The organism is Allobosea sp. P5_A5 (genome assembly GCF_056400625.1).
The window spans coordinates 147988-168326 of sequence record NZ_JBFUKY010000006.1; the positions used below are offsets into that span (position 1 = coordinate 147988).

The window sequence follows — 20339 nt, forward strand, 5'->3', positions numbered from 1 at the left end:
AGGCCGGGTTTCGTCCCGGCTCATGATCTGTGTCGGGGCGCAGCCGCTCGGCTGCACCCTGTCGGATCAACCGCTGCGTGCCGGCGTGACGAGCGGGAGCACTTGCCGCAGCAGAGGCGAAAGCTCATCGGCTCGCTCGCCATAGGCGGCACGGAAATCAGCCCGCATGCGCGCGGTCCAGAACTGGTTGATGTGGTCGGCGATGGCCGGCACGGCCTCGGCATCGGGATAGGCCTTGAAGAAATCGGCGATCTGCCCGGCCATTCGCAGCAGCTTGGCGATGTTGTCCTCGCGCGCGCTTTTCTGATCGTGAGAGTGACCATCCACTGTCGCGATATCCGTCATCGATCGATGCTTTCCGGCTCGGGCGCCAGCGCCCCCGTGAAAACGATGCAGCCGTCGCGGCGTGCCACGGCCGCCAGCGTCAGGCCGAGATGCCTCGCCCGCTCGATCGCGAGCGAGGTCGGCGCCGAGATCGCAGCGAGCGTGCCGGCGCCGAAAATTGCGGCCTTCTCGACCATCTCGAAGGAGGCGCGGCTGGTAACGAGCAGGAAGCCGTCCTGCGCGTCGGCGCTCGCCCGCAGCCGCGCGCCGATCAGCTTGTCGAGCGCGTTGTGCCGCCCGACATCCTCACGCACCGCCACGACCTGCCCTTCGGCATCGCACCAGGCGGCGGCATGGACGGCGCGGGTGAGCTGGCCGAGCGGCTGGTGTCGTTCAAGAGCAGCCAGGGCGGCGTCGATCGCGGAGGCCGAAATCGGGCTCGCGGACCGCGTCGCTGCATCGGCCAACGGAAGCTCCTCGATGGTTTCGACGCCGCAGAGCCCGCAGGAGGTGCGGCCCGAGAGGTTGCGTCGCCGAGCCAGATGTTCGCGGAAGCGGCCAGGCGCCAGCTCGACCGTGACGATGATGCCCTCGTCCTTCGGCTCGACCTTGATCGTGCGGATTTCATCCGCGCTGCACACGATCCCCTCGGTCAGGCTGAAGCCTGTGACGAAATCCTCCAGATCGGACGGGCTCGCCATCATCACCGCATAGGGCATCGTGCCATAGACGATGTTAACAGGCGTCTCGACCGCGACCTCGATCTCGCGCGCGGCCTCGTTCGCCGTGCCGAAGCGCAGCGGCCTCGCGGTCACTGCCACCGAAGCCGGCGGCTGGGCAGGCCCGTCACTCCGCTGCATCGGGCAGCCGCTCCGCGATCCGGCGCAGGGTCACGTCCTCCTCGAAGTTCTTCTCCTGCCAGGACGACCAGGCATTGGTGCGCCTGACCTCGACGGCCGTGACCTTGTATTCCGGGCAGTTCGTCGCCCAATCCGAGAAGTCGGTGGTGATGACGTTGGCGCCCGTCTTGGCATGGTGGAAGGTGGTGTAGACCACGCCCGGCTGCATGCGCTCGGAGACGATCGCCCGCAACGCGATGTCGCCCGAGCGGCTGGCGAGCGCGACGAGGTCGCCGTCGCGGATGCCGCGATTCTCGGCGTCGAAGGGATGAATCTCCAGCACATCCTCGTCATGCCAGGCACCGTTTTCGGTGCGCCGCGTCTGCGCGCCGACATTGTATTGCGAGAGGATGCGGCCCGTGGTGAGCAGCAGCGGGAAGCGCGGCCCGGTGCGTTCCTCGGTCGGGACGAACTCGGTGATCATGAACTTGCCCTTGCCGCGCACGAAGCGGTCGACATGCATCAGCGGCGTGCCGGTCGGGGCCTTGTCGTTGCAGGGCCACTGCACCGAGCCGAGCTTGTCCAGCTTGTCGTAGGAAACGCCGGCGAAGCTCGGCGTCAACCTTGCGACCTCGTCCATGATCTCGCTGGGATGGTTGTAGGACATCTCGTAGCCCAGCGCCTTGGCGAGTTCGATCGTGACCTGCCATTCGTCCTTGCCGGCGAGCGGCGCCATCACCTGGCGCACGCGGTTGATGCGCCGTTCGGCATTGGTGAAGGTGCCGTCCTTCTCCAGGAAGGAGGCGCCGGGCAGGAAGACATGGGCGTATTTGGCCGTCTCGTTCAGGAAGATGTCCTGGATGACAACGCACTCCATCGCCGCAAGGCCTGCCGTGACATGCTTGGTATTGGGGTCGGATTGGGCGATGTCCTCGCCCTGGACATAGAGCCCCTTGAAGGTGCCCTCGACCGCCTCGTCCAGCATGTTGGGGATGCGCAGGCCCTGCTCGGCATCGAGCGGCACGCCCCACATCATCTCGAAGACCTGCCGCGTCGCGTCATCGGCGACATGGCGATAGCCCGGGAACTCGTGCGGGAACGAGCCCATGTCGCAGGAGCCCTGCACATTGTTCTGCCCGCGCAGCGGATTGATGCCGACGCCCTCGCGGCCGATATTGCCTGTCGCCATGGCGAGGTTCGCCATCGCCATCACGGTGGTCGAGCCCTGGCTGTGCTCGGTGACGCCGAGCCCGTAAAAGATCGCGCCATTACCGCCGGTGGCATAGAGCCGCGCCGCGGCGCGAACGTCCGCCGCGGGCACGCCGGTATATTGCTCGCTCGCTTCGGGCGAGTTCTCATCGCGGGCGACGAAGCGGGCCCAATGCTCGAAATCGCCGAGGTCGCAACGCTCGCGCACATAGGCCTCGTCGATCAGCCCTTCGGTGACGACGACATGCGATAGCGCGTTGAGCAGCGCCACGTTCGTGCCGGGCTTCAGCGGCAGGTGGTAGTCCGCCTTGATGTGGGGCGAGCGCACCATGTCGATCCGGCGCGGATCGGCGACGATGAGCCTCGCACCCTCGCGGATGCGCTTTTTCATCCGCGAGGCGAAGACCGGATGGCCGTCGGTCGGGTTGGCGCCGATCACGAGGATCACGTCCGATTTGGCGACCGACTTGAAGTCCTGCGTGCCGGCGGAGGTGCCGAGCGTGGTCTTCAGCCCATAGCCGGTCGGCGAGTGGCAGACGCGGGCGCAGGTATCGACATTGTTGTTGCGGAAGGCGGCCCGGACCAGCTTCTGGACGAGGAAAACTTCCTCGTTGGTGCAGCGCGAGGAGGTGATGGCGCCGACCGACTCCCGGCCATATTTCGTCTGGATGCGCTTGAACTCGGAAGCCGCGTAGTCGATCGCCTCCTGCCAGGAGACTTCGCGCCAAGGGTCGGTGATCTCGGCCCGGATCATCGGCTTGGTGATGCGGTCCTGATGCGTCGCGTAGCCCCAGGCGAAGCGGCCCTTGACGCAAGAATGGCCCTCATTGGCCTTGCCATCCTTGTAGGGCACCATGCGGATGACGCGATCGCCCTGCATCTCCGCCTTGAACGAGCAACCGACGCCGCAATAGGCGCAGGTCGTGACCACCGAATGCTCCGGCTGGCCGTGCTCGATCACCTTGTTCTCGATCAGGGTCGCGGTCGGGCAGGCCTGCACGCAGGCGCCGCAGGACACGCATTCCGAGCCCAGGAAATCCGTCGGCCCGGCGGCGACGCGGGAGTCGAAGCCGCGCCCTGTGATCGTCAGCGCAAAGGTGCCCTGCACCTCCTCGCAAGCGCGCACGCAGCGATTGCAGACGATGCATTTCGATGCATCGTAGGTGAAATAAGGGTTGGAAAGGTCTTTCGGCAGCCAGTTCTCATTGGCGAGCCCGTCGCTGGTCTTGGCGAAGACGTGGTTCTCGCCCTCATAGCCGTAGCGCACCTCGCGCAGGCCCACTGCGCCGGCCATGTCCTGCAGTTCGCAGTCGCCATTGGCCGAGCACGTCAGGCAGTCGAGCGGGTGGTCGGAGATGTAGAGCTCCATCACGCCCTTGCGCAGGCCGGACAGGTTCTCCGACTGCGTACGCACGACCATGCCCTCCTCGGCCGGCGTGGTGCAGGACGCTGGCGTGCCGCGCCGCCCCTCGATCTCGACGAGGCAGAGCCGACAGGAGCCGAAGGGTTCGAGCGTATCGGTGGCGCAGAGCTTCGGGATCTTGGTGCCGAGGCTCATCGCCGCCGCCATCACCGAGGTGCCGGCCGCCACGCTGATGCTCTGGCCGTCGATGGTCAGCGTCACCGACTTCTCGGCGATGCGGATCGGCGTGCCGTAGTCGATTTCCTTGATCAGGCTCATGGTCCGGGCCTCCTCACTCCGCTGCCAAGGGCAGCGAAGGACGGTCGAAATCCTCGGGGAAATGGGTCAACGCGCTCATCACCGGCATCGGCGTCAGCCCGCCCATGGCGCAGAGCGAAGCGTCGGTCATCAGCTTGGAGAGATCGCGCAGCACGGCGATATTCTTCGGCACTTCGGCGCCCGCGATGATGCGGTCCATCACCTCGACGCCGCGCGTCGCGCCGATGCGGCAGGGCGTGCACTTGCCGCAACTCTCCTTAGCGCAGAAGGCGAACGCGAAGCGGGCTTGCCTGGCCATATCGACGCTATCGTCGAACACGACGATGCCGCCATGGCCGAGCATGGCTTTCATTGCGGCGAGCGCCTCGTAGTCCATTTGCACATCGAGCTGCTCGGCTGTCAGATAGGCGCCCAGCGGCCCGCCGACCTGAACCGCGCGGATCGGCCGGCCTGACAGGGTGCCGCCGCCCAAATCCTCGATGATCTCGCGCAGCGAAATGCCGAAGGCGAGCTCGATCAACCCGCCGCGCCTGACATTGCCGCCGAGCTGCACCGGGAGCGTGCCGCGCGAGCGCCCCATGCCGTAATCGGCATAGGCCTGCGCACCATGGTCCAGAATCCAGGGTACGGCTGCAAAGGACAGCACGTTGTTGACGATGGTCGGCTGGCCGAACAGGCCCTTCAGCGCCGGGATCGGCGGCTTGGCCCGCACCACGCCGCGCTTGCCTTCGAGGCTCTCCAGCAGCGAGGTCTCCTCGCCGCAGATATAGGCGCCGGCGCCGAGCCTGACCTCGAGGTGGAAGGCGCGGCCGGAGCCCATCACCGAGGCGCCGATCAGTCCGGCGGCTTCGGCCTTCTCGATCGCGCGCTTCATGGTGCGGTGCGCATGCGGATATTCCGAGCGCAGATAAATGTAGCCGCGCGTCGCGCCGACCGCGACGGCCGCGATCGTCATGCCCTCGATCAGCAGATAGGGGTCGCCCTCGAACAGCATCCGGTCGGCGAAGGTGCCGCTGTCGCCTTCATCGGCATTGCAGACGATGTATTTCTGCTCGGCGCGCGCATCATGCACGGTCTGCCACTTGATCCCGGTCGGGAAACCGGCGCCGCCGCGCCCCCGAAGCCCCGAGGCCTTGATTGCCTGCACGATATCATGGCCGGTCAGGGCCAGCGCCTTCTCAAGGCCTTTGAACCCGCCCAGTGCACGATAGTCGGCGATCGAAAGAGGGTCGGTGACGCCGACGCGTGCAAACGTCAGCCGCTGCTGTCGTTTCATCCAGTCGAGCTGCCCGGTCGGCCCGAGCCGCAACATGTGCACGCCGCCGCTCGTCAGCCCGGCATCGAACAACCCTGCGACATCCCGCGCCGCAACCGGCCCATAGGCGATGCGGCCTTCCGCTGTCTCGACTTCGACCAGCGGCTCCAGCCAGAGCATGCCACGCGAGCCGTTGCGGACGATCTCGACCGGCAGCCCGCGCGCCTGCGCCTCCCGCGCAATCGCCTGTGCGACGGCCTCTGCGCCGACCGAGAGGGCCGCCGCGTCGATCGGAACGAAAATGCGGACCGGGCTGGACAGGCTCATCACTGCACCCGCCCGCTCTGACACAGCGCCGCGATGCGGTCGGCGTCGATGCGCCCGATCAGCTCGCCATCGACCAGCGCGGAAGGGCCGAGCGCGCAATTGCCGAGGCAATAGACCGTCTCGATGGCGGCATCGGCGGTGTGGTGGTGATCGGCGGAGATCCCGTGGCGCCGGGCAAGATCCTCGACGACGCTTTCGCAGCCTAGCGCCTGACAGGCCTCGGCGCGGCACAGCTTGATCGTCCGGGCCGGCTGCGGAGCGGTCTTGAAGTCATGATAGAAGGTGATCGTGCCATGCACCTCGGCACGGGACAGGTTCAGCGCCTCGGCGATCAAGGGCACCGCCTGCGGATCGACATGGCCGAACTCCTCCTGCAGCGCATGCAGGATCGGCAGCGTCGCCCCTTCAAGATGGGCCAGACTGGCCACGATCGCGCGGGCGCTCTCCTGATTCCAGGCTGGATAGGCCGCCATGCTTCCTCCATCGGTCCGGTTTGCCGGACGCCGCTTGCAGGAAGGTTGGTCCTTTCTGGAACCATTTCAAATTGTTTGTTTCGACCGATCGATAGTCTGCCGCTATCAGTGATGAGTTTCCCATCGCCCTGGAAGCGAGATCACCGGAAAATGACCGAAAATTTTGCGATGCAAGATCAATTGTGCATCGCGATAAGGAACGGGGCCGGGATTACGATAGTCTTCGACTATCGGATAATGGGGCGCCGGGGCAGCGCGGCTTCCGCGACCGGCTTCGTCATCATCAGCAGATTGCGGGCGAGCGGCGCGATCGGCTGCCGGTCGGCGACGATGAGCCCGATCGTGCGCTGCGCTTCCGGCGCAACGAGCTGCAGAGCGCGGGTGCCGAGCGGCACGCCGAAGAATTCCAGCAACTGCAGCGAGACGATGCTGGCGATGCCCTCGATGCCGGCATGGGACACGAGGTTGAAGATCGAATTGGTCTCGATGACCGGGCGCGGCGAGGCTCCCACGGAACGGAAGATACCGTCGATGATGCGCCGGTTCTGCATGTCGCCGGTGAGCAGGCAGAGCTTGAGCTCTGCCGCTTCCGCCCAGGAGATGGTGTCGCGCAGGCCGAACGGACCATCCTCGCGCGTCAGCAGAACATAGAATTCCTGGTAGATCGGCTTCGAGATCACGCGGTCGAGCGGCTCGTTATCGAGATAGGTCAGGCCGACATCGAGTTCGAAATCGTCGATGCGCGCCTGAATCTCCTGCGAGGTCAGCGACAGCACGGTCAGCGAAACCGCCGGATAGCGCGCCGAGAACGGCGCGGTGATATGCGCGATCATCGGCAGCGCGGTCGGGATCGCGCCGAGCCGGATCCGGCCGGAAAGCCCCTCGCGCAGCTCGGCGATCGAGGCCTTCATCAAATCGGCCTCGGCCAGAATGCGGCGCGCATGGGCGAGCACGACCTCGCCCTCCTTGGTCAGGCCCTGAAAGCGCCGCCCCCGCTCGACGATCAGCACGCCGAGCTCTTCCTCGAGCTGCACGATCGCGGCCGACAGTGTCGGCTGCGAGACGTGGCACGCCTCAGCCGCCCGGCGAAAATGCTTTTCGCGCGCGAGCGCGTCGAGATAGATGAGCTGCCGGATGTTCATGCTGGCGCCGGGTAATCGGGGCCGCAGCATCCCCGGCGAAAGGGCGCGTGGCAAGCGATGGTAGGGACAGCAGACCGTTATCGCGACTTCCAGCCCTCATCCTGAGGAGCCGCGTCAGCGGCATCTCGAAGGATGGTCCAGATCGCTCGGGGACCGCCTGCTGGAGCATCCTTCAAGACGCGATCCTGCGGATCGCTCCTCAGGATGAGGGCTCGGAGTTGCGCAAATCGCCACGGCCCGCCGTTGCGCCGGCCCAAGCCGCCGCTTGCAGCCATGCCGAGCTTGCGGCATTGCGCCGACGCAAGCGGCGAGCCATCTGAGCGCGCAGACGCAGCCGGCGGATGGCGGCGCAGGACGGACACAGGCATGGCACAGGAACTGACCTTCGGGCTCGACACCTTCGGCGACGTCACCCATGGCGCGGACGGCAAGCCGCTGCCCCATGCGCAGGTGATCCGCGATCTGGTCGAGGAAGGCGTCCTCGCCGATCAGGTCGGCATCGACTTCATCGGTATCGGCGAGCATCACCGCGAGGATTTCGCGATTTCGACGCCCGAGATCGTGCTCGCCGCCATTGCGGCGCGTACGCAGCGCATCCGCTTGGGCTCGGCCGTCACGGTGCTCTCATCGGATGATCCGATCCGCGTCTTCCAGCGCTTCTCCACCGTCGATGCGCTCTCGAACGGGCGCGCCGAGGTTATCCTCGGCCGCGGTTCCTTCACCGAATCCTTCCCGCTCTTCGGCTTCGACCTGCGTCAATACGAGGCGCTGTTCGAGGAAAAGCTCGATCTCTTCACCGCGCTGCTGCCGCAAAAGCCGTTGACCTGGCAGGGCTCGCTGCGCCCGCCCCTGAAGGACCAGCTCGTCTATCCGCCGGTCGAGAATGGCCGGCTGACGACCTGGATCGGCGTCGGTGGCAGCCCGGAATCGGTGGTGCGCGCGGCGCATTACGACCTGCCGATGATGCTCGCGATCATCGGCGGCGATCCGCTGCGCTTCCGCCCCTATGTCGAGCTTTATCAGAAGACCTTCGATCAGCTCGGCCGCCCCGTAAAACCGATCGGCGTGCATTCGCCCGGCTATGTCGCGGCGAGCGACGAGCAGGCGAAGGAGGAGTTCTTCCCGGCGTTCAAGGCCAACCGAGACCGCATCGGCGCGGAGCGAGGCTGGCCGCCGATCAGCCGCGACGAATTCGAGCGCGAGGTTGCGCGCGGCTCGCTCTATCTCGGTTCGCCGGAGACGGTCGCGCGCAAGATCGCTTCGACGGCGAAGGGGCTGGGCCTCTCGCGCTTCCAGCTCAAATACAGCGCCGGGCCGCTGGCGCATGAGCGGATGATGGACTGCATCCGGCTCTATGGCGAGAAGGTCGTGCCGCTGGTGCGGGAGATGCTGGGGTAGGGCGCCGGAGAGCCGTCATTCTCAGGCGAAGCAAAGCGCAGACCCGAGAATCGCAGTCAGGATGAGGCAAAGGAGCCTCTCTCGGAAGGAGATGCTCGGGTCAAGCCCGAGCATGACGCCCTTGGATCACCCCACCACCTTCAGCGGATCGACCGAGATCGAGCGCTTCAGCGCCCTCAATCCAAAGGTCGTCCGCGTCTGCCGCACGCCGGGCAGCCGGTAGAGCGTTTCGCGCAGGAAGCGCTCGTAATGGTCGGTGCCGCTGACTGCGACTTTGGCGAGATAGTCGTATTCGCCGGTGACGAGATAGGCTTCGATGACCTCTGGCGCGCGGACCAGCGCCTCGCCGCACTGGTCGAGCACCTTGTCGTCATGCTTGTCGAGCGTGATCTCGACGAAGACGATGTTGGCGTAGCCCAACGCCTTGTGGTCGAGCAGCGCGACATATTTCTCGATCGCGCCGGATTCCTCCAGCCGCTTCACCCGCGTCCAGCAGGGCGAGGACGACAGGCCGACCTTTTCCGCCAGAGCCTGCGTCGTCAGCCGGCCATCCTCGCGCAGTGCCGCGAGAATCTTGCGGTCGATCTGGTCGAGAGAGGGGCCGCTCGCAGCTTTGCGGTTCATCGGAGACCCATTCCGTCATTTCGACGTTCGCCAGAAGAATTTCCTGCACGACTTAGGTCTGGCAGGCAAGTTCGGAAGGAATCTCCGTCCCGCTGAGGCTAACGTTGGTTGCAAGGGGAACGATCGGCTGCCCGGTCGGCGCGGGGCGGCATCGTCGTTCGCGCGCTTGCCGAAGGCGCGAAGCGGCGAGAAGTTGGTCGTCGATGTGGGAGGCGCAGATGAGCAGCGAGACAGGCAAGCCGGCGGCGGCAGCCCGATCGAACCCGGCGCAGCCGGAGGCCGCCCAGCCCTTGCAGTTCCACGTCCCAAAGCCCGCGAGCCGGCCGGGCGAAAAGCCCGACTTTTCGCATGTCGTCATCCCCCGCGCCGGCACGGTCGATCGCCCGCCGGTCGATGTCGACCCCAAGGACATTCGCGATCTCGCCTATTCGATCATCCGCGTGCTGAACCGGGACGGCGAGGCGGTCGGCCCCTGGGTGCCCGATCTCTCGCAGGAGGAGCTTGTTCGGGGTCTGCGCCATATGATGACGCTGCGGGCTTTCGACGGGCGCATGCAGATGGCCCAGCGCCAGGGCAAAACCTCGTTTTACATGCAGCACACCGGCGAGGAGGCGGTGAGCTGCGCCTTCCGCATCGCGCTCCAGCCCGGCGACATGAATTTCCCGACCTATCGCCAGGCCGGGCTGCTGATCGCCAACGACTACCCGCTCGTCGACATGATGAACCAGATCTATTCGAACGAGCGCGATCCGCTGCGCGGGCGGCAGCTGCCGATCATGTATTCCTCCAAGGATCACGGCTTTTTCACGATCTCCGGCAATCTCGCGACGCAGTTTGTCCAGGCGGTCGGCTGGGCGATGGCCTCCGCGATCAAGCAGGACACCCGCATCGCCGCAGCCTGGATCGGCGACGGCTCGACGGCGGAATCGGATTTCCACGCCGCGCTCGTTTTCGCCTCGACCTACAAGGCGCCGGTCGTGCTCAATGTCGTCAACAACCAGTGGGCGATCTCGACCTTCCAGGGCATCGCGCGGGGCGGCTCGGGCACCTTTGCGGCGCGCGGCCTCGGCTTCGGCATCCCGGCCCTGCGCGTCGACGGCAACGACTACCTGGCGACCTATGCAGTGGCGCAATGGGCGGTCGAGCGGGCGCGTCGCAATCTCGGGCCGACGCTGGTCGAATACGTCACCTACCGAGCCGGCGCGCACTCCACCTCGGACGACCCGTCCGCCTATCGGCCCAAGCACGAATCCGACGACTGGCCTTTGGGCGACCCGCTGATGCGGCTGAAGCAGCACCTGATCGCGGTCGGCGCCTGGACCGAAGAACGCCACAAGCAGACCGAGGCCGAAATCCTCGCCACGGTCATCGCCGCGCAGAAAGAGGCCGAAAGCTTCGGCACGCTCCACTCCGGCGGCAAGCCCTCGGCGCGCGACATCTTCGAGGACGTCTATGCCGAGCTGCCGCCGCATCTGCGCCGCCAGCGCCAGCAGATCGGGGTGTGAGGGATGATTAGTCGTCTCATGATCCTCGCCGTCATTGCGAGCGTAGCGAAGCAATCCAGAAGCGGCAGGGCTCTACGTCCCCCTGGATTGCTTCCTCGCTCCGCTCCTCGCAATGACGGGTGCATCGAGTTTCTCGTCGGAGGCCTTCGCTGATGCCCCGCATGACGATGATCGAGGCGATCCGCTCCGCGATTGACGTCGCCATGGGCCGTGACCACGATGTCGTGGTGTTCGGCGAAGATGTCGGCTTCTTCGGCGGCGTCTTCCGCTGCACCCATGGGCTGCAGCAGAAATACGGCGTCAACCGCTGCTTCGATGCGCCGATCAGCGAGGCCGGCATCGTCGGCACCGCCATCGGCATGGCGGCCTATGGCCTCAAGCCTTGCGTCGAAATCCAGTTCGCCGATTACATGTACCCGGCCTACGACCAGATCGTCTCGGAGGCCGCGCGCCTGCGCTACCGCTCGGCCGGGGACTTCACTTGCCCGATGGTGATCCGGATGCCGACTGGCGGCGGCATCTTCGGCGGCCAGACCCACAGCCAGAGCCCGGAAGCGCTGTTCACCCATGTCGCCGGGCTGAAGACGGTCGTTCCCTCCAACCCCTATGACGCCAAGGGCCTGCTGATTTCCGCGATCGAGGATCCAGACCCGGTGATCTTCCTCGAGCCTAAGCGGCTCTATAACGGCCCCTTCGATGGTCATCATGACCGACCGGTCACGGCGTGGTCGAAGCACCCCCTCTCAGAGGTGCCAGAAGGCCATTACACCGTGCCGTTCGGCAAGGCCGCGATCCGCCGCGAGGGTTCGGCCGTGACCATCATCGCCTATGGCACCATGGTCCATGTCGCGCTCGCCGCCGCCGAGGACACCGGCATCGACGCCGAGGTGATCGATCTGCGCACCCTCGTTCCGCTCGATCTGGAGGCGATCGTCGCCTCCGTCGAAAAGACCGGTCGCTGCATCGTGCTGCATGAGGCGACGCTGACATCCGGCTTCGGCGGAGAGCTTGCCGCGCTCGTGCAGGAGCACTGCTTCTACCATCTGGAGGCGCCGATCATGCGCGTCACCGGCTGGGACACGCCTTATCCGCATGCGCAGGAATGGGATTATTTCCCCGGCCCCGCTCGTTTGAGCCAGGCGCTGCGCGACATCATGGAGGCACGCTGATGGCCGAGCGCATCATCAAGCTGCCTGATGTCGGCGAGGGCATCGCCGAGGCGGAACTGGTCGAATGGCACGTCAAGGTCGGCGATATCGTCCGCGAGGACGATCTGCTCGCGGCCGTGATGACCGACAAGGCGACGGTCGAAATCCCCGCGCCGACCGACGGCGAGGTCACCTGGATCGGTGCCGAAGTCGGCGACACCGTGCCGATCGGCACGGTAATCGTGAAGCTGAAGATCGCGGGGGAGGGCAGCGCGGCCGAGGAGCCTGCCGAGACCACCGACCAGTATACAAGCCCTCATCCTGAGGAGCCGCGCAGCGGCGTCTCGAAGGATGCTCCAGAAACCTCCGGAGCCTCACCGGCCCTCCTTCGAGACGCCGTTCCTGCCGGAACGGCTCCTCAGGATGAGGGCTCGCCACGTGAGCAGCGATCCCCTGCCAAACAGGCGCCGGCTCCGCCGCCCAAACAGGCGGTGCGTGCCAATGCCGCCCCGGCCCAACGCCGCGCACCGGGCGAAAAGCCGCTCGCTTCGCCATCCGTGCGGCTGAAGGCGCGCGAAGCCGGGATCGACCTCCGGCAGCTCCAGGGCAGCGGCCCGGCCGGTCGCATCGGCCATGAGGACATCGACGCCTTCCTCCTGCGCGGTCCCGAGCCGTTGCGTGCTGGGGGGCTGGTCGAGAAAAACGCCGTCACCGAGGTCAAGATCGTCGGCCTGCGCCGCCGCATCGCCGAGAAGATGGCGCTGTCGAAATCGCGAATTCCGCACATCACCATCGTCGAGGAGGTCGACATGACCTCGCTCGAAGAGTTGCGCGCGACGCTGAACAAGAAGCCGACGCCGGAGCGGCCGAAGCTGACGCTGCTGCCCTTTCTGATGCGGGCGATGGTCAAGGCGCTGAGCGAGCAGCCGGCGCTGAACGCGCTCTATGACGACGAGGCCGGTATTGTGCGCCAGCATGCCGGCATCCATCTCGGCATCGCCACGCAAGCCCCCTCCGGGCTGATGGTGCCGGTGGTGAAACATGCCGAGGCGCGCGATCTCTGGGGGTGCGCGCTCGAGCTCACCCGCCTGGCCGAGCGCGCCCGGGACGGCACCGCGACACGCGACGAACTGACGGGCTCGACCATCACGATCACCTCGCTCGGCGCGCTGGGCGGTATCGCGACGACGCCGGTGATCAACCATCCGGAGGTCGCCATCGTCGGCGTCAACAAGATGGTGATGCGCCCTGTCTGGGACGGCGCGACCTTCGTGCCGCGCAAGATGATGAACCTCTCTTCCAGCTTCGATCACCGCGTCATCGATGGCTGGGACGCGGCCGTCTTCGTGCAGCGGCTGAAGGAACTGCTGGAGACGCCGGCGATGCTCTTCGTGGATCTGTGACGTGGAGGGGCTCGTCATCAAACGCGATGCGGTTCCCCGTCATTGCGAGGAGCGAAGCGACGAAGCAATCCAGGCGGACTGGGTTGGACGCTTCGGCCCGGCCCTCCTGGATTGCTTCGCTTCGCTCGCAATGACGAGCGCAAGCGCGAAAGATCGCGATAGTCTAGGCCACGGGAACCAGCGATGACCGAGATCACCTGCAAGCTTCTCGTCATCGGCGCCGGCCCGGGCGGCTATGTCTGCGCCATCCGCGCCGGCCAGCTCGGCATCGATACCGTCATCGTCGAGAGCGGCAAGCTCGGCGGCTCCTGCCTCAATGTCGGCTGCATCCCTTCCAAGGCGATGATCCATGTCGCGGAGGAGTTTGAGAAGGCGAGCGACGCGGCCGCCGGCAGGACGCCGTTTGGCCTGACCGCGGCCGAGCCCAAACTCGACCTCAGGCAGGCGGTCGCCTGGAAGGACGGCATCGTCCAGCGCCTTACCGGCGGCGTCGGCGGCCTGCTGCGCAAGGCCAAGGTCAAGATCGTCCAGGGCCGGGCCCGCTTTCGCGACGGCAAGACCGTCGTGGTCGAAACCGAGACCGGACCCCAGACGATCCATGCCGAGGCGATCGTCATCGCCACCGGCTCGGCGCCGGTCGAGCTGCCTTTCCTGCCCTTCGGCGGAACTGTCGTGTCCTCCACCGGAGCGCTCGCGCTGACCGAGGTGCCCAGGCGTCTCGTCGTGGTCGGCGGCGGTTATATCGGGCTGGAACTTGGCACGGCCTTTGCCAAGATGGGAGCCACTGTGACCATCGTCGAAGCACAGGACCGCATCCTGCCGCTCTACGACGCCGAACTGACGGGTCCGGTCGCCAAACGCCTGACCGCGCTCGGGGTCGAGGTGCTGCTGGGAGCCAAGGCGCTCGGCCCGACCGCGCAAGGCAATGGTCTTCGCATCGAGACCGCCGAGGGCAAGGAGCGCGAGCTGCCGGCGGACAAAATCCTCGTCACGGTCGGCCGCCAGCCTGTCACCACCGATCTCGGGCTGGAAAACCTTGTGATCGATATGGACGGCCGCTTTATCCGGGTCGGCGAGCGCTGCGAGACGACAATGCGCGGCATCTATGCCATCGGCGACGTCACCGGGGAGCCGATGCTCGCGCACAGCGCCATGGCGCAAGGCGAGATAGTGGCGGAGATCGTCGCCGGTCTGCCGCGCGCCTGGGACAAGCGCGCCATGCCGGCAATCTGCTTCACCGATCCCGAGATCGTCTCGGTCGGATTGTCGCCGGACGAGGCGAAACAGGGCGGCTACGACCTCAAGATCGGCCAGTTTCCGTTCCAGGCCAATGGCAGGGCGATGACCCGCCACGCCGAGACCGGCTTCGTGCGCGTGGTGGCGGATGCGCGCAACAACCTGGTCCTTGGCGTCCAGGCCGTGGGTTCGGGCGTCTCCGAACTCTCCGCCGCCTTCGGGCTCGCTGTCGAGATGGGCGCGACGCTCGAGGATATCGCCGGCACGATCCATGCTCACCCGACGCTGGGCGAAGCCTTCCCCGAAGCCGCGATGAAGGCGCTTGGCCACGCGCTGCATATCTAGCCGGCGCGGCTTATCGGCGCAGCGTCACGCTGGCGGCTTGAAGTGTGGAGCGTCGGGGACGATTTCAGGTTGAACCGCCGGCCAAGGCGGCGCTCTGCGAGTTGAGATCATGCCTGCCGACACACAATGGCCGACCCTGTCGCCGCTGAAAACCGGATTGCGCGGCCGCTGCCCGCGTTGTGGTCAGGGCCGGATGTTCGACGGCTTTCTCAAGATCAAGCCGAAATGCGAGGCTTGCGGGCTCGATTATTCGTTCGCCGACCCTGCGGATGGACCGGCTTTCTTCGTGATGATGTTCGTCTGCGTGCCCGCCGTTGCCTTCCCGCTCTGGCTGGAACTGACCTACGACCCGCCGAGCTGGGTGCACCTGGTCACGACGCTGCCGCTGATCCTGCTGACCTGCATCCCGCCTTTGCAGCCCCTGAAGGGCTGGCTGGTCGCCTCGCAATATGTCCACAAGGCCGAGGAAGGCCGGCTCGCCCGGCCAGACCCGGAAGGCAATGCTTCCGGCGTCTGACGCATGCATTCGGTCTGCCTAATGGCGCTCGTCGTGCGCGCCGGCCTTGACGAAGCCTGCCAGCTCCGGCGTCTTCGGGTTGGCGAAGAGCTCGCGCGAAGGGCCTTCTTCCCAGATCTTGCCCTGATGCATGAAGATGGTTTTGTCCGCGACATTGCGGGCGAAGCTCATCTCATGCGTGACCAGGATCATGGTCATGCCACCCTTGGCGAGGTTTTCCATCACGACCAGAACCTCGCCGGTCAGCTCCGGATCGAGCGCCGAGGTCACCTCGTCGAACAGCATCACCTTCGGCTTCATCGCCAGCGAACGGGCGATGGCGACGCGCTGCTGCTGGCCGCCCGAGAGGTTGTCGGGATAGCTGTCGAACTTTTCCGACAGGCCGACCTGCGCCAGCACGTCTTCGGCGAGCGCCTTCGCCTCGGCCTGCGGTACGTTCTTGGTGATGCGCGGCGACAGCATGATGTTCTGCCCGACCGTGAGGTGCGGGAACAAATTGTAGCTCTGGAAGACGATGCCGACATCCTTGCGCAGCTCGCGCAGGCGCTTCGGATCCTGATCGACGGCATGGCCCGCGACCTCAATGCGGCCGGACTGGAACGCTTCGAGGCCATTGATGCAGCGCAGCATGGTCGACTTGCCGGAGCCTGAGCGACCGATCAGCGCGAGAACCTGCCCGGTCTCGACCGACATCGAGACGCCTTTCAGGACTTCGAGCTTAGCGTAGCTCTTGTGGACGTCTTCAATGAGAACGGCTGGCATTCATCACCTTTTCGAGATGGCGGCTGAGCCGGGACAGCGGGAAGCAGATCGCGAAATAGATCAGCGCGACCAGCCCGAAGACGCGGAAGGAATCGAAGGTCGCGTTGTTGACGAGCTGGCCGGCACGGGCGAGCTCGACGAAGCCGACCACCGAGACGATCGAGGTGTTCTTCACCAGTTGGACCAGGAAGCCGACTGTCGGCGGCAGCGAGATGCGGACCGCCTGGGGCAGGATCACGTAGCGATAGGTCTGCGCCCGCGAATGCGCCAGCGAGGACGAAGCCTCCCATTGCTGGAACGGGACGGATTCGATCGAGCCCCGCCAGATCTCCGCGAGATAGGCGCTGACATAGATCGCCAGCGACGCCGACGCGGCGAGGAAGGGCGGCAGCTCCAGGCCGAGGATCGAAAGCCCGTAATAGCTCATGAAAAGCACCATGAGCACCGGGATCGACTGGATCACCAGGATATAGGTCGAGGCGATGCGCCGGACGAGCTTGATCGGCGACAGCCGCATGATCGCGAACACGCCGCCGATGGCTCCGCCGATCAGGAATGCGATCGCGGTGAGGACCAGCGTCCAGCCGGCGGCGCGCAGCAGAAAGAGGACTTCGGGCCAACCGAAACTCGCCATCAGGCTGCCTCCGCCTTGGCGTCGAGACGATCGATGCTGGAGACCCGCGGGAAGATGGCGCGTCCGAGCTGGTTGAGCGCGACCTTCAAGGACAGGGCCAATGCCAGATAGATCACGGTCACCACGATATAGGTTTCGAAGCTGCGGAAGGTGTTCTGCTCGATGATCGCCGCCGTGCCCGACAATTCAGGCACCGCGATGAAGGAGCAGATCGAGGAGGCCAGCAGCATCAGCACGAATTGCGAGGACAGCGACGGCCAGACCCGCGCCAAAGCCGGCATCAGCACGACATGCTGGAAGACCTGGCGCTTGCTCAGGGCAAGCGACAAGCCCGCCTCGACCTGCGACTTATGGATCGAATCCACGCCGGCGCGGATGATCTCCGTCGCGTAGGCGCCGAGATTGAGGGTCATCGCCAGCAGCGCCGCCTCGGTCCCGGGCAGGCGGATGCCCAGCAGCGGCAACCCGAAGAACATCATGAAGAGCTGCACCAGAAAGGGCGTATTGCGCAGCAGCTCGACATAAGCGTCGACCACCAGCCCGACCCAGCGGCCGAGCAGGCTCTTGGCCGCGACGAGCAGCACGGCGAGGATCAGCCCCAGCACGATCGCCCCGAAGGAGAGGCCGATCGTCAGGAGCACGCCTTGGATGATCCGGTCGCTCTCCGCGAAGACCGACTCGAACTGGAACTGCATCGGAAGGTTTCCCTCGGCCATGGCGGGACCGGCGGGCTGATAAGCCCGCCGGGGATCGACGTCGCGCCGTCAGACAGGCGCGGCAGGCCTCAGAAGGTCGGCAGCGGCGGTAGCGGGCCGCCGACCCACTTCTCGGAGATCGCGTTCAGCTCGCCGTTCTGCTTGATGTAGTAGATCGTGTTGTTGAGCCATTGCTTCAGCTCATAGGCGTCCTTGCGGACGGTCATCGAGTTGGGCTGCATGCCGAAGAAGAACTTCAGCTCCGTCTCGGTCTCGCCGCGCGCCTTGATGGCGGCGTTGGCCTGCGCATCGGGACCCGCGATCGCCTCGACCTGGCCCGAGAACAGCGCCTGCATCGTGGTGGCGTCGTCTTCGAAGCGCAGGATCTTGAGGTTCAGCTCTTTCTCGCGGTTGGTGAACTCGCGCTCGACGCTGGACCCGCGATTGACGCCGACGGTACGGCCCTTCAGGTCTTCCCAGGTCTTCACCGGGGTGCCCTTCTTGGCGTAGACGCCGGTCTGGAAGGCGCTGTAGGGGTTGGTGAACATCACCGCCTTGGCGCGCTCCGGCGTGGGCGCGAGCGTCGCCACCAGGAAGTCGACTTTTCCGGCCTCGAGCGCCGGGATGCGCGCGGGCGGGGTCAACTGCACCACCTCGACCGGCAGGCCGATATATTTGCCGATCAGCGCGGTGACGTCGGCGTCGTAGCCGACGGCGTTGCCCTGGGCATCGACCGAGCCATAGGGCGGGGCGCCGATCAGCACGCCGACGCGCACCTTGCCGCGCTTGACGATGTCGGAGATCGACTGGGCCGAGGCGTGGCTTGCGGCCATCATGCCGGCACCGAGCGCCAGCAACGTGCCCGCGATGCGGATATGCTTGGAGAATCTCATGAGCGTTTCCTCTGCTGCGGCGATGCCGCGTCTGTTGGCCCGGCTTCTGGCGGCCGGCTGTTGGACGAAAACGGAAGTATGGGCGTCAGATGCCTTCGCGCACAACGTTCGCCAGCGGCTGGCCCGCGAAACGATGGCGGATGTTGTCGGCGATGACCCCCTGCCTGCGGCTGATCGTGCCGCTTGTCCAACCGGACATGTGCGGCGTCATTAAAACGTTTGAAAGCTCGTGGAAAGGCAGATTTGAAGGCAGCGGCGTGCTGTCCCCAGTGGTGGGATAGCGGTACCAGGTATCGATGATCGCGCCGCCGATGCGCTTGTCCTTGAGGGCGTCGTAGAGCGCCTGCTCGTCGATGGTGGGGCCGCGACCGACATTGATCACCACGGCGTCGCCGCGCATCGCGGCGAAAGCGTCCTTGCCGACAATGCCCTTGGTCTCGTCCGTCAGCGGCACTGACACGACGACGAAATCGACCGAACCCCAGAAGTCGTCGAGCGCGTCGAGCGTGAAAGAGCGGTCCACCAGCGCGGAAGTCGGCACGGCGCTACGATTGGCGACATGCACCTTCATCTCGAAGGCCTTGGCGCGCGCGGCGATGGCCTTGCCGATATGGCCGAAGCCGAGCAGGCCGATGGTCTTGCCCGAGATTTCGCCATGGACCCGCTCGGGCGCACCGGCCCAATAGGTCCAGTCGCCCTTTCGCAGGCGAACGTCGGCGTCGGCGAGCGGGATATGGCGGACGAGGATCGCGCTCATCACATATTCGGCGATCGCCTGCTCATGTCCGAAACAGTTGCAGACCGCAGCCGAGGCCGGCAGCAGCGAAAGATCGACCATGTCGTAGCCGGCGCCCGGCACATGGAACAGCTTCAGCCCGGCCGGCATCGGCAAGCCGGCATCGAACTTCACGCCGATGATCGCGTCCGCCGCCTCGTAGGTGGCCCGGTCGGCTTCGCTCGCAAGCGCGTCGGGCAGCAGCGCGATCTCGGCCGGCTGGCCGAGGCGCTCGGCAAAACCGTGGCTGAAGGAGGCGGCGTTCTCGCCGTGAAAGACAATGCGCATGGTCGCGTTTCAGCTCGTTTGATGGGTTAGCAGCGGCTCGATGCTGCAGTCGAGCAGCGTCGGATCGATGGATTCTTCCAGTTCGTCGAACATGCCGTCGACGAATTTGACAAGATCGTCGGCGGCCGCGACGGCGCGATCGGGCTGGGACGAGGCGATGCCGTTGAGCAAGGCGAGGTGCAGATCGACCGTGGCGCGCAGATCTCCCTCACCGGCGACATGGGCATAGTAGATATGGCCGATCCGGCGGAACAAGGTATGCAGTGGCCGCAGCGTATGTTCGAGAAACGGCTCGCCCGCTGCCGAAAGCACCATCTGGTCGATGCGGCGATCGAGCGGATTGAAGTCAGCCAGGGTCATGTCCTCGCGTTTGTCGCGCAGGAGCCTGGCCATGTGCAGCATCTGGTTGCGGTGCATCGGGCCGGCGCGCTCGGCGGCGAGCCGCGCGACGAAGCGCTCGAGGTCGCGGCGCAGCTTGAGCAAAAGCCGCTCGCGGGCGAGGTCGATCGGCGCGATCTGCAGGCCGTGGCGCGGACGCACCGTGATCAGCGTGTCGGCGGCAAGGCGGCTGACGGCGTGGTGCACCGGCGTGCGGCCGAACCCGGTGAGGTTCTGCAGATCCATCATCGTCAGCAGCCGTCCGGGCTTGAGCTGACAATCGATCAGCATCGCCTCGATGCGCTCATAGGCGAGCTCGAAGAAATTGAGCCGGTTTCGGCGCGGCAGCGGGTCGAGCGCGTCGGACCCCACGAGTCGTGGCTTGGCCTTGAGACTGGGCATGTATCCTCCCGGCGAAGCTGGACCCACACCGAAGGCGGGGCACCCAGCGGGCTCTTTGCGGCCCTCTGCCGGCAACGATAAACATG

19 protein-coding genes are annotated in these 20339 nt (G+C 65.8%); 6 read left to right on the forward strand and 13 right to left on the reverse strand.

Translation table 11 applies throughout. The features are described 5' to 3' along the window. Positions 1–66 precede the first annotated feature (66 nt). The 6 genes from AC1DR6_RS13915 to AC1DR6_RS13940 all read right to left on the reverse strand — a co-directional run bounded on the left by AC1DR6_RS13915 (position 67) and on the right by AC1DR6_RS13940 (position 7250). Positions 67–345, reverse strand: a complete 279-nt coding sequence (locus tag AC1DR6_RS13915) for a formate dehydrogenase subunit delta (protein WP_476829833.1) — start codon at positions 343–345, stop codon at positions 67–69. Further along, complete coding sequence (fdhD, locus tag AC1DR6_RS13920) at positions 342–1184, reverse strand: formate dehydrogenase accessory sulfurtransferase FdhD (RefSeq protein WP_476829834.1); 843 nt, start codon at positions 1182–1184, stop codon at positions 342–344. Before fdhD ends, AC1DR6_RS13915 begins: the two co-directional genes overlap by 4 nt. Next, entirely contained in the window at positions 1171–4053 is a 2883-nt protein-coding gene (gene fdhF / locus AC1DR6_RS13925) for a formate dehydrogenase subunit alpha (RefSeq protein ID WP_476829835.1), read from the reverse strand. The genes fdhD and fdhF overlap by 14 nt, the downstream gene beginning before the upstream one ends. A 13-nt stretch (positions 4054–4066) precedes the next feature. After that, positions 4067–5635 (reverse strand): formate dehydrogenase beta subunit, encoded by a 1569-nt coding sequence (locus tag AC1DR6_RS13930; RefSeq protein WP_476829836.1) that lies wholly within the window; start codon positions 5633–5635, stop codon positions 4067–4069. Then, positions 5635–6108 carry an NAD(P)H-dependent oxidoreductase subunit E gene (locus AC1DR6_RS13935; RefSeq protein WP_476829837.1) on the reverse strand — a complete coding sequence of 158 codons (474 nt, stop codon included), beginning with the start codon at positions 6106–6108 and terminating at the stop codon, positions 5635–5637. Before AC1DR6_RS13935 ends, AC1DR6_RS13930 begins: the two co-directional genes overlap by 1 nt. 227 nt (positions 6109–6335) lie before the next feature. Next, positions 6336–7250: a LysR family transcriptional regulator gene (locus AC1DR6_RS13940; RefSeq protein ID WP_476829838.1), complete on the reverse strand. Its 915-nt coding sequence runs from the start codon at positions 7248–7250 to the stop codon at positions 6336–6338. Between the two features lie 366 nt (positions 7251–7616). Between AC1DR6_RS13940 and AC1DR6_RS13945 the strand changes: the two genes are divergently transcribed. Next, complete coding sequence (locus AC1DR6_RS13945) at positions 7617–8648, forward strand: LLM class flavin-dependent oxidoreductase (RefSeq protein ID WP_476829839.1); 1032 nt, start codon at positions 7617–7619, stop codon at positions 8646–8648. A gap of 126 nt (positions 8649–8774) precedes the next feature. Here the strand turns inward: AC1DR6_RS13945 and AC1DR6_RS13950 are convergent, their stop codons facing one another. Further along, positions 8775–9272 (reverse strand): Lrp/AsnC family transcriptional regulator, encoded by a 498-nt coding sequence (locus tag AC1DR6_RS13950; protein WP_476829840.1) that lies wholly within the window; start codon positions 9270–9272, stop codon positions 8775–8777. 218 nt (positions 9273–9490) lie between these two features. Here AC1DR6_RS13950 and AC1DR6_RS13955 point away from each other — a divergent pair, with 218 nt between their 5' ends. From AC1DR6_RS13955 to AC1DR6_RS13975, 5 genes are all read left to right on the forward strand, one after another. Beyond that, on the forward strand, positions 9491–10777 hold the full coding sequence (locus tag AC1DR6_RS13955) for a thiamine pyrophosphate-dependent enzyme (RefSeq protein ID WP_476829841.1): 1287 nt from the start codon (positions 9491–9493) through the stop codon (positions 10775–10777). 152 nt (positions 10778–10929) lie between these two features. After that, positions 10930–11946 carry an alpha-ketoacid dehydrogenase subunit beta gene (locus AC1DR6_RS13960; RefSeq protein ID WP_476829842.1) on the forward strand — a complete coding sequence of 339 codons (1017 nt, stop codon included), beginning with the start codon at positions 10930–10932 and terminating at the stop codon, positions 11944–11946. Further along, positions 11946–13328 (forward strand): dihydrolipoamide acetyltransferase family protein, encoded by a 1383-nt coding sequence (locus tag AC1DR6_RS13965; protein ID WP_476829843.1) that lies wholly within the window; start codon positions 11946–11948, stop codon positions 13326–13328. The genes AC1DR6_RS13960 and AC1DR6_RS13965 overlap by 1 nt, the downstream gene beginning before the upstream one ends. A gap of 183 nt (positions 13329–13511) precedes the next feature. Continuing rightward, positions 13512–14909: a dihydrolipoyl dehydrogenase gene (gene lpdA, locus AC1DR6_RS13970; RefSeq protein WP_476829844.1), complete on the forward strand. Its 1398-nt coding sequence runs from the start codon at positions 13512–13514 to the stop codon at positions 14907–14909. 109 nt (positions 14910–15018) lie between these two features. After that, entirely contained in the window at positions 15019–15426 is a 408-nt protein-coding gene (locus tag AC1DR6_RS13975; RefSeq protein ID WP_476829845.1) for a DUF983 domain-containing protein, read from the forward strand. A gap of 18 nt (positions 15427–15444) precedes the next feature. On the opposite strand, the gene AC1DR6_RS13980 is transcribed toward AC1DR6_RS13975, so the two are convergent. The 6 genes from AC1DR6_RS13980 to AC1DR6_RS14005 form a co-directional block, all read right to left on the reverse strand. Beyond that, positions 15445–16188, reverse strand: coding sequence for an amino acid ABC transporter ATP-binding protein (locus tag AC1DR6_RS13980; protein WP_476829846.1), 744 nt, complete (start codon positions 16186–16188; stop codon positions 15445–15447). Continuing rightward, positions 16169–16822 (reverse strand): amino acid ABC transporter permease, encoded by a 654-nt coding sequence (locus AC1DR6_RS13985; protein ID WP_476829847.1) that lies wholly within the window; start codon positions 16820–16822, stop codon positions 16169–16171. Before AC1DR6_RS13985 ends, AC1DR6_RS13980 begins: the two co-directional genes overlap by 20 nt. Continuing rightward, positions 16822–17517: an amino acid ABC transporter permease gene (locus tag AC1DR6_RS13990; protein WP_476829848.1), complete on the reverse strand. Its 696-nt coding sequence runs from the start codon at positions 17515–17517 to the stop codon at positions 16822–16824. Before AC1DR6_RS13990 ends, AC1DR6_RS13985 begins: the two co-directional genes overlap by 1 nt. Positions 17518–17606: 89 nt before the next feature. Beyond that, a complete protein-coding gene (locus AC1DR6_RS13995; protein WP_476829849.1) occupies positions 17607–18410 on the reverse strand; it encodes a transporter substrate-binding domain-containing protein in 804 nt (267 codons plus the stop codon). Between the two features lie 85 nt (positions 18411–18495). Continuing rightward, complete coding sequence (locus AC1DR6_RS14000) at positions 18496–19473, reverse strand: 2-hydroxyacid dehydrogenase (protein ID WP_476829850.1); 978 nt, start codon at positions 19471–19473, stop codon at positions 18496–18498. A 9-nt stretch (positions 19474–19482) separates the two neighbouring features. After that, positions 19483–20253 (reverse strand): GntR family transcriptional regulator, encoded by a 771-nt coding sequence (locus tag AC1DR6_RS14005; RefSeq protein WP_476829851.1) that lies wholly within the window; start codon positions 20251–20253, stop codon positions 19483–19485. Positions 20254–20339: the final 86 nt, after the last annotated feature.

What these genes read in the sequence shown, in the direction of transcription:
- AC1DR6_RS13915 (WP_476829833.1), bottom strand. Translation starts at nt 345, where the DNA reads ATGACGGATATCGCGACAGTGGATGGTCACTCTCACGATCAGAAAAGC.
- fdhD (WP_476829834.1), bottom strand. Translation starts at nt 1,184, where the DNA reads ATGCAGCGGAGTGACGGGCCTGCCCAGCCGCCGGCTTCGGTGGCAGTG.
- fdhF (WP_476829835.1), bottom strand. Translation starts at nt 4,053, where the DNA reads ATGAGCCTGATCAAGGAAATCGACTACGGCACGCCGATCCGCATCGCC.
- AC1DR6_RS13930 (WP_476829836.1), bottom strand. Translation starts at nt 5,635, where the DNA reads ATGAGCCTGTCCAGCCCGGTCCGCATTTTCGTTCCGATCGACGCGGCG.
- AC1DR6_RS13935 (WP_476829837.1), bottom strand. Translation starts at nt 6,108, where the DNA reads ATGGCGGCCTATCCAGCCTGGAATCAGGAGAGCGCCCGCGCGATCGTG.
- AC1DR6_RS13940 (WP_476829838.1), bottom strand. Translation starts at nt 7,250, where the DNA reads ATGAACATCCGGCAGCTCATCTATCTCGACGCGCTCGCGCGCGAAAAG.
- AC1DR6_RS13945 (WP_476829839.1), top strand. Translation starts at nt 7,617, where the DNA reads ATGGCACAGGAACTGACCTTCGGGCTCGACACCTTCGGCGACGTCACC.
- AC1DR6_RS13950 (WP_476829840.1), bottom strand. Translation starts at nt 9,272, where the DNA reads ATGAACCGCAAAGCTGCGAGCGGCCCCTCTCTCGACCAGATCGACCGC.
- AC1DR6_RS13955 (WP_476829841.1), top strand. Translation starts at nt 9,491, where the DNA reads ATGAGCAGCGAGACAGGCAAGCCGGCGGCGGCAGCCCGATCGAACCCG.
- AC1DR6_RS13960 (WP_476829842.1), top strand. Translation starts at nt 10,930, where the DNA reads ATGCCCCGCATGACGATGATCGAGGCGATCCGCTCCGCGATTGACGTC.
- AC1DR6_RS13965 (WP_476829843.1), top strand. Translation starts at nt 11,946, where the DNA reads ATGGCCGAGCGCATCATCAAGCTGCCTGATGTCGGCGAGGGCATCGCC.
- lpdA (WP_476829844.1), top strand. Translation starts at nt 13,512, where the DNA reads ATGACCGAGATCACCTGCAAGCTTCTCGTCATCGGCGCCGGCCCGGGC.
- AC1DR6_RS13975 (WP_476829845.1), top strand. Translation starts at nt 15,019, where the DNA reads ATGCCTGCCGACACACAATGGCCGACCCTGTCGCCGCTGAAAACCGGA.
- AC1DR6_RS13980 (WP_476829846.1), bottom strand. Translation starts at nt 16,188, where the DNA reads ATGCCAGCCGTTCTCATTGAAGACGTCCACAAGAGCTACGCTAAGCTC.
- AC1DR6_RS13985 (WP_476829847.1), bottom strand. Translation starts at nt 16,822, where the DNA reads ATGGCGAGTTTCGGTTGGCCCGAAGTCCTCTTTCTGCTGCGCGCCGCC.
- AC1DR6_RS13990 (WP_476829848.1), bottom strand. Translation starts at nt 17,517, where the DNA reads ATGCAGTTCCAGTTCGAGTCGGTCTTCGCGGAGAGCGACCGGATCATC.
- AC1DR6_RS13995 (WP_476829849.1), bottom strand. Translation starts at nt 18,410, where the DNA reads ATGAGATTCTCCAAGCATATCCGCATCGCGGGCACGTTGCTGGCGCTC.
- AC1DR6_RS14000 (WP_476829850.1), bottom strand. Translation starts at nt 19,473, where the DNA reads ATGCGCATTGTCTTTCACGGCGAGAACGCCGCCTCCTTCAGCCACGGT.
- AC1DR6_RS14005 (WP_476829851.1), bottom strand. Translation starts at nt 20,253, where the DNA reads ATGCCCAGTCTCAAGGCCAAGCCACGACTCGTGGGGTCCGACGCGCTC.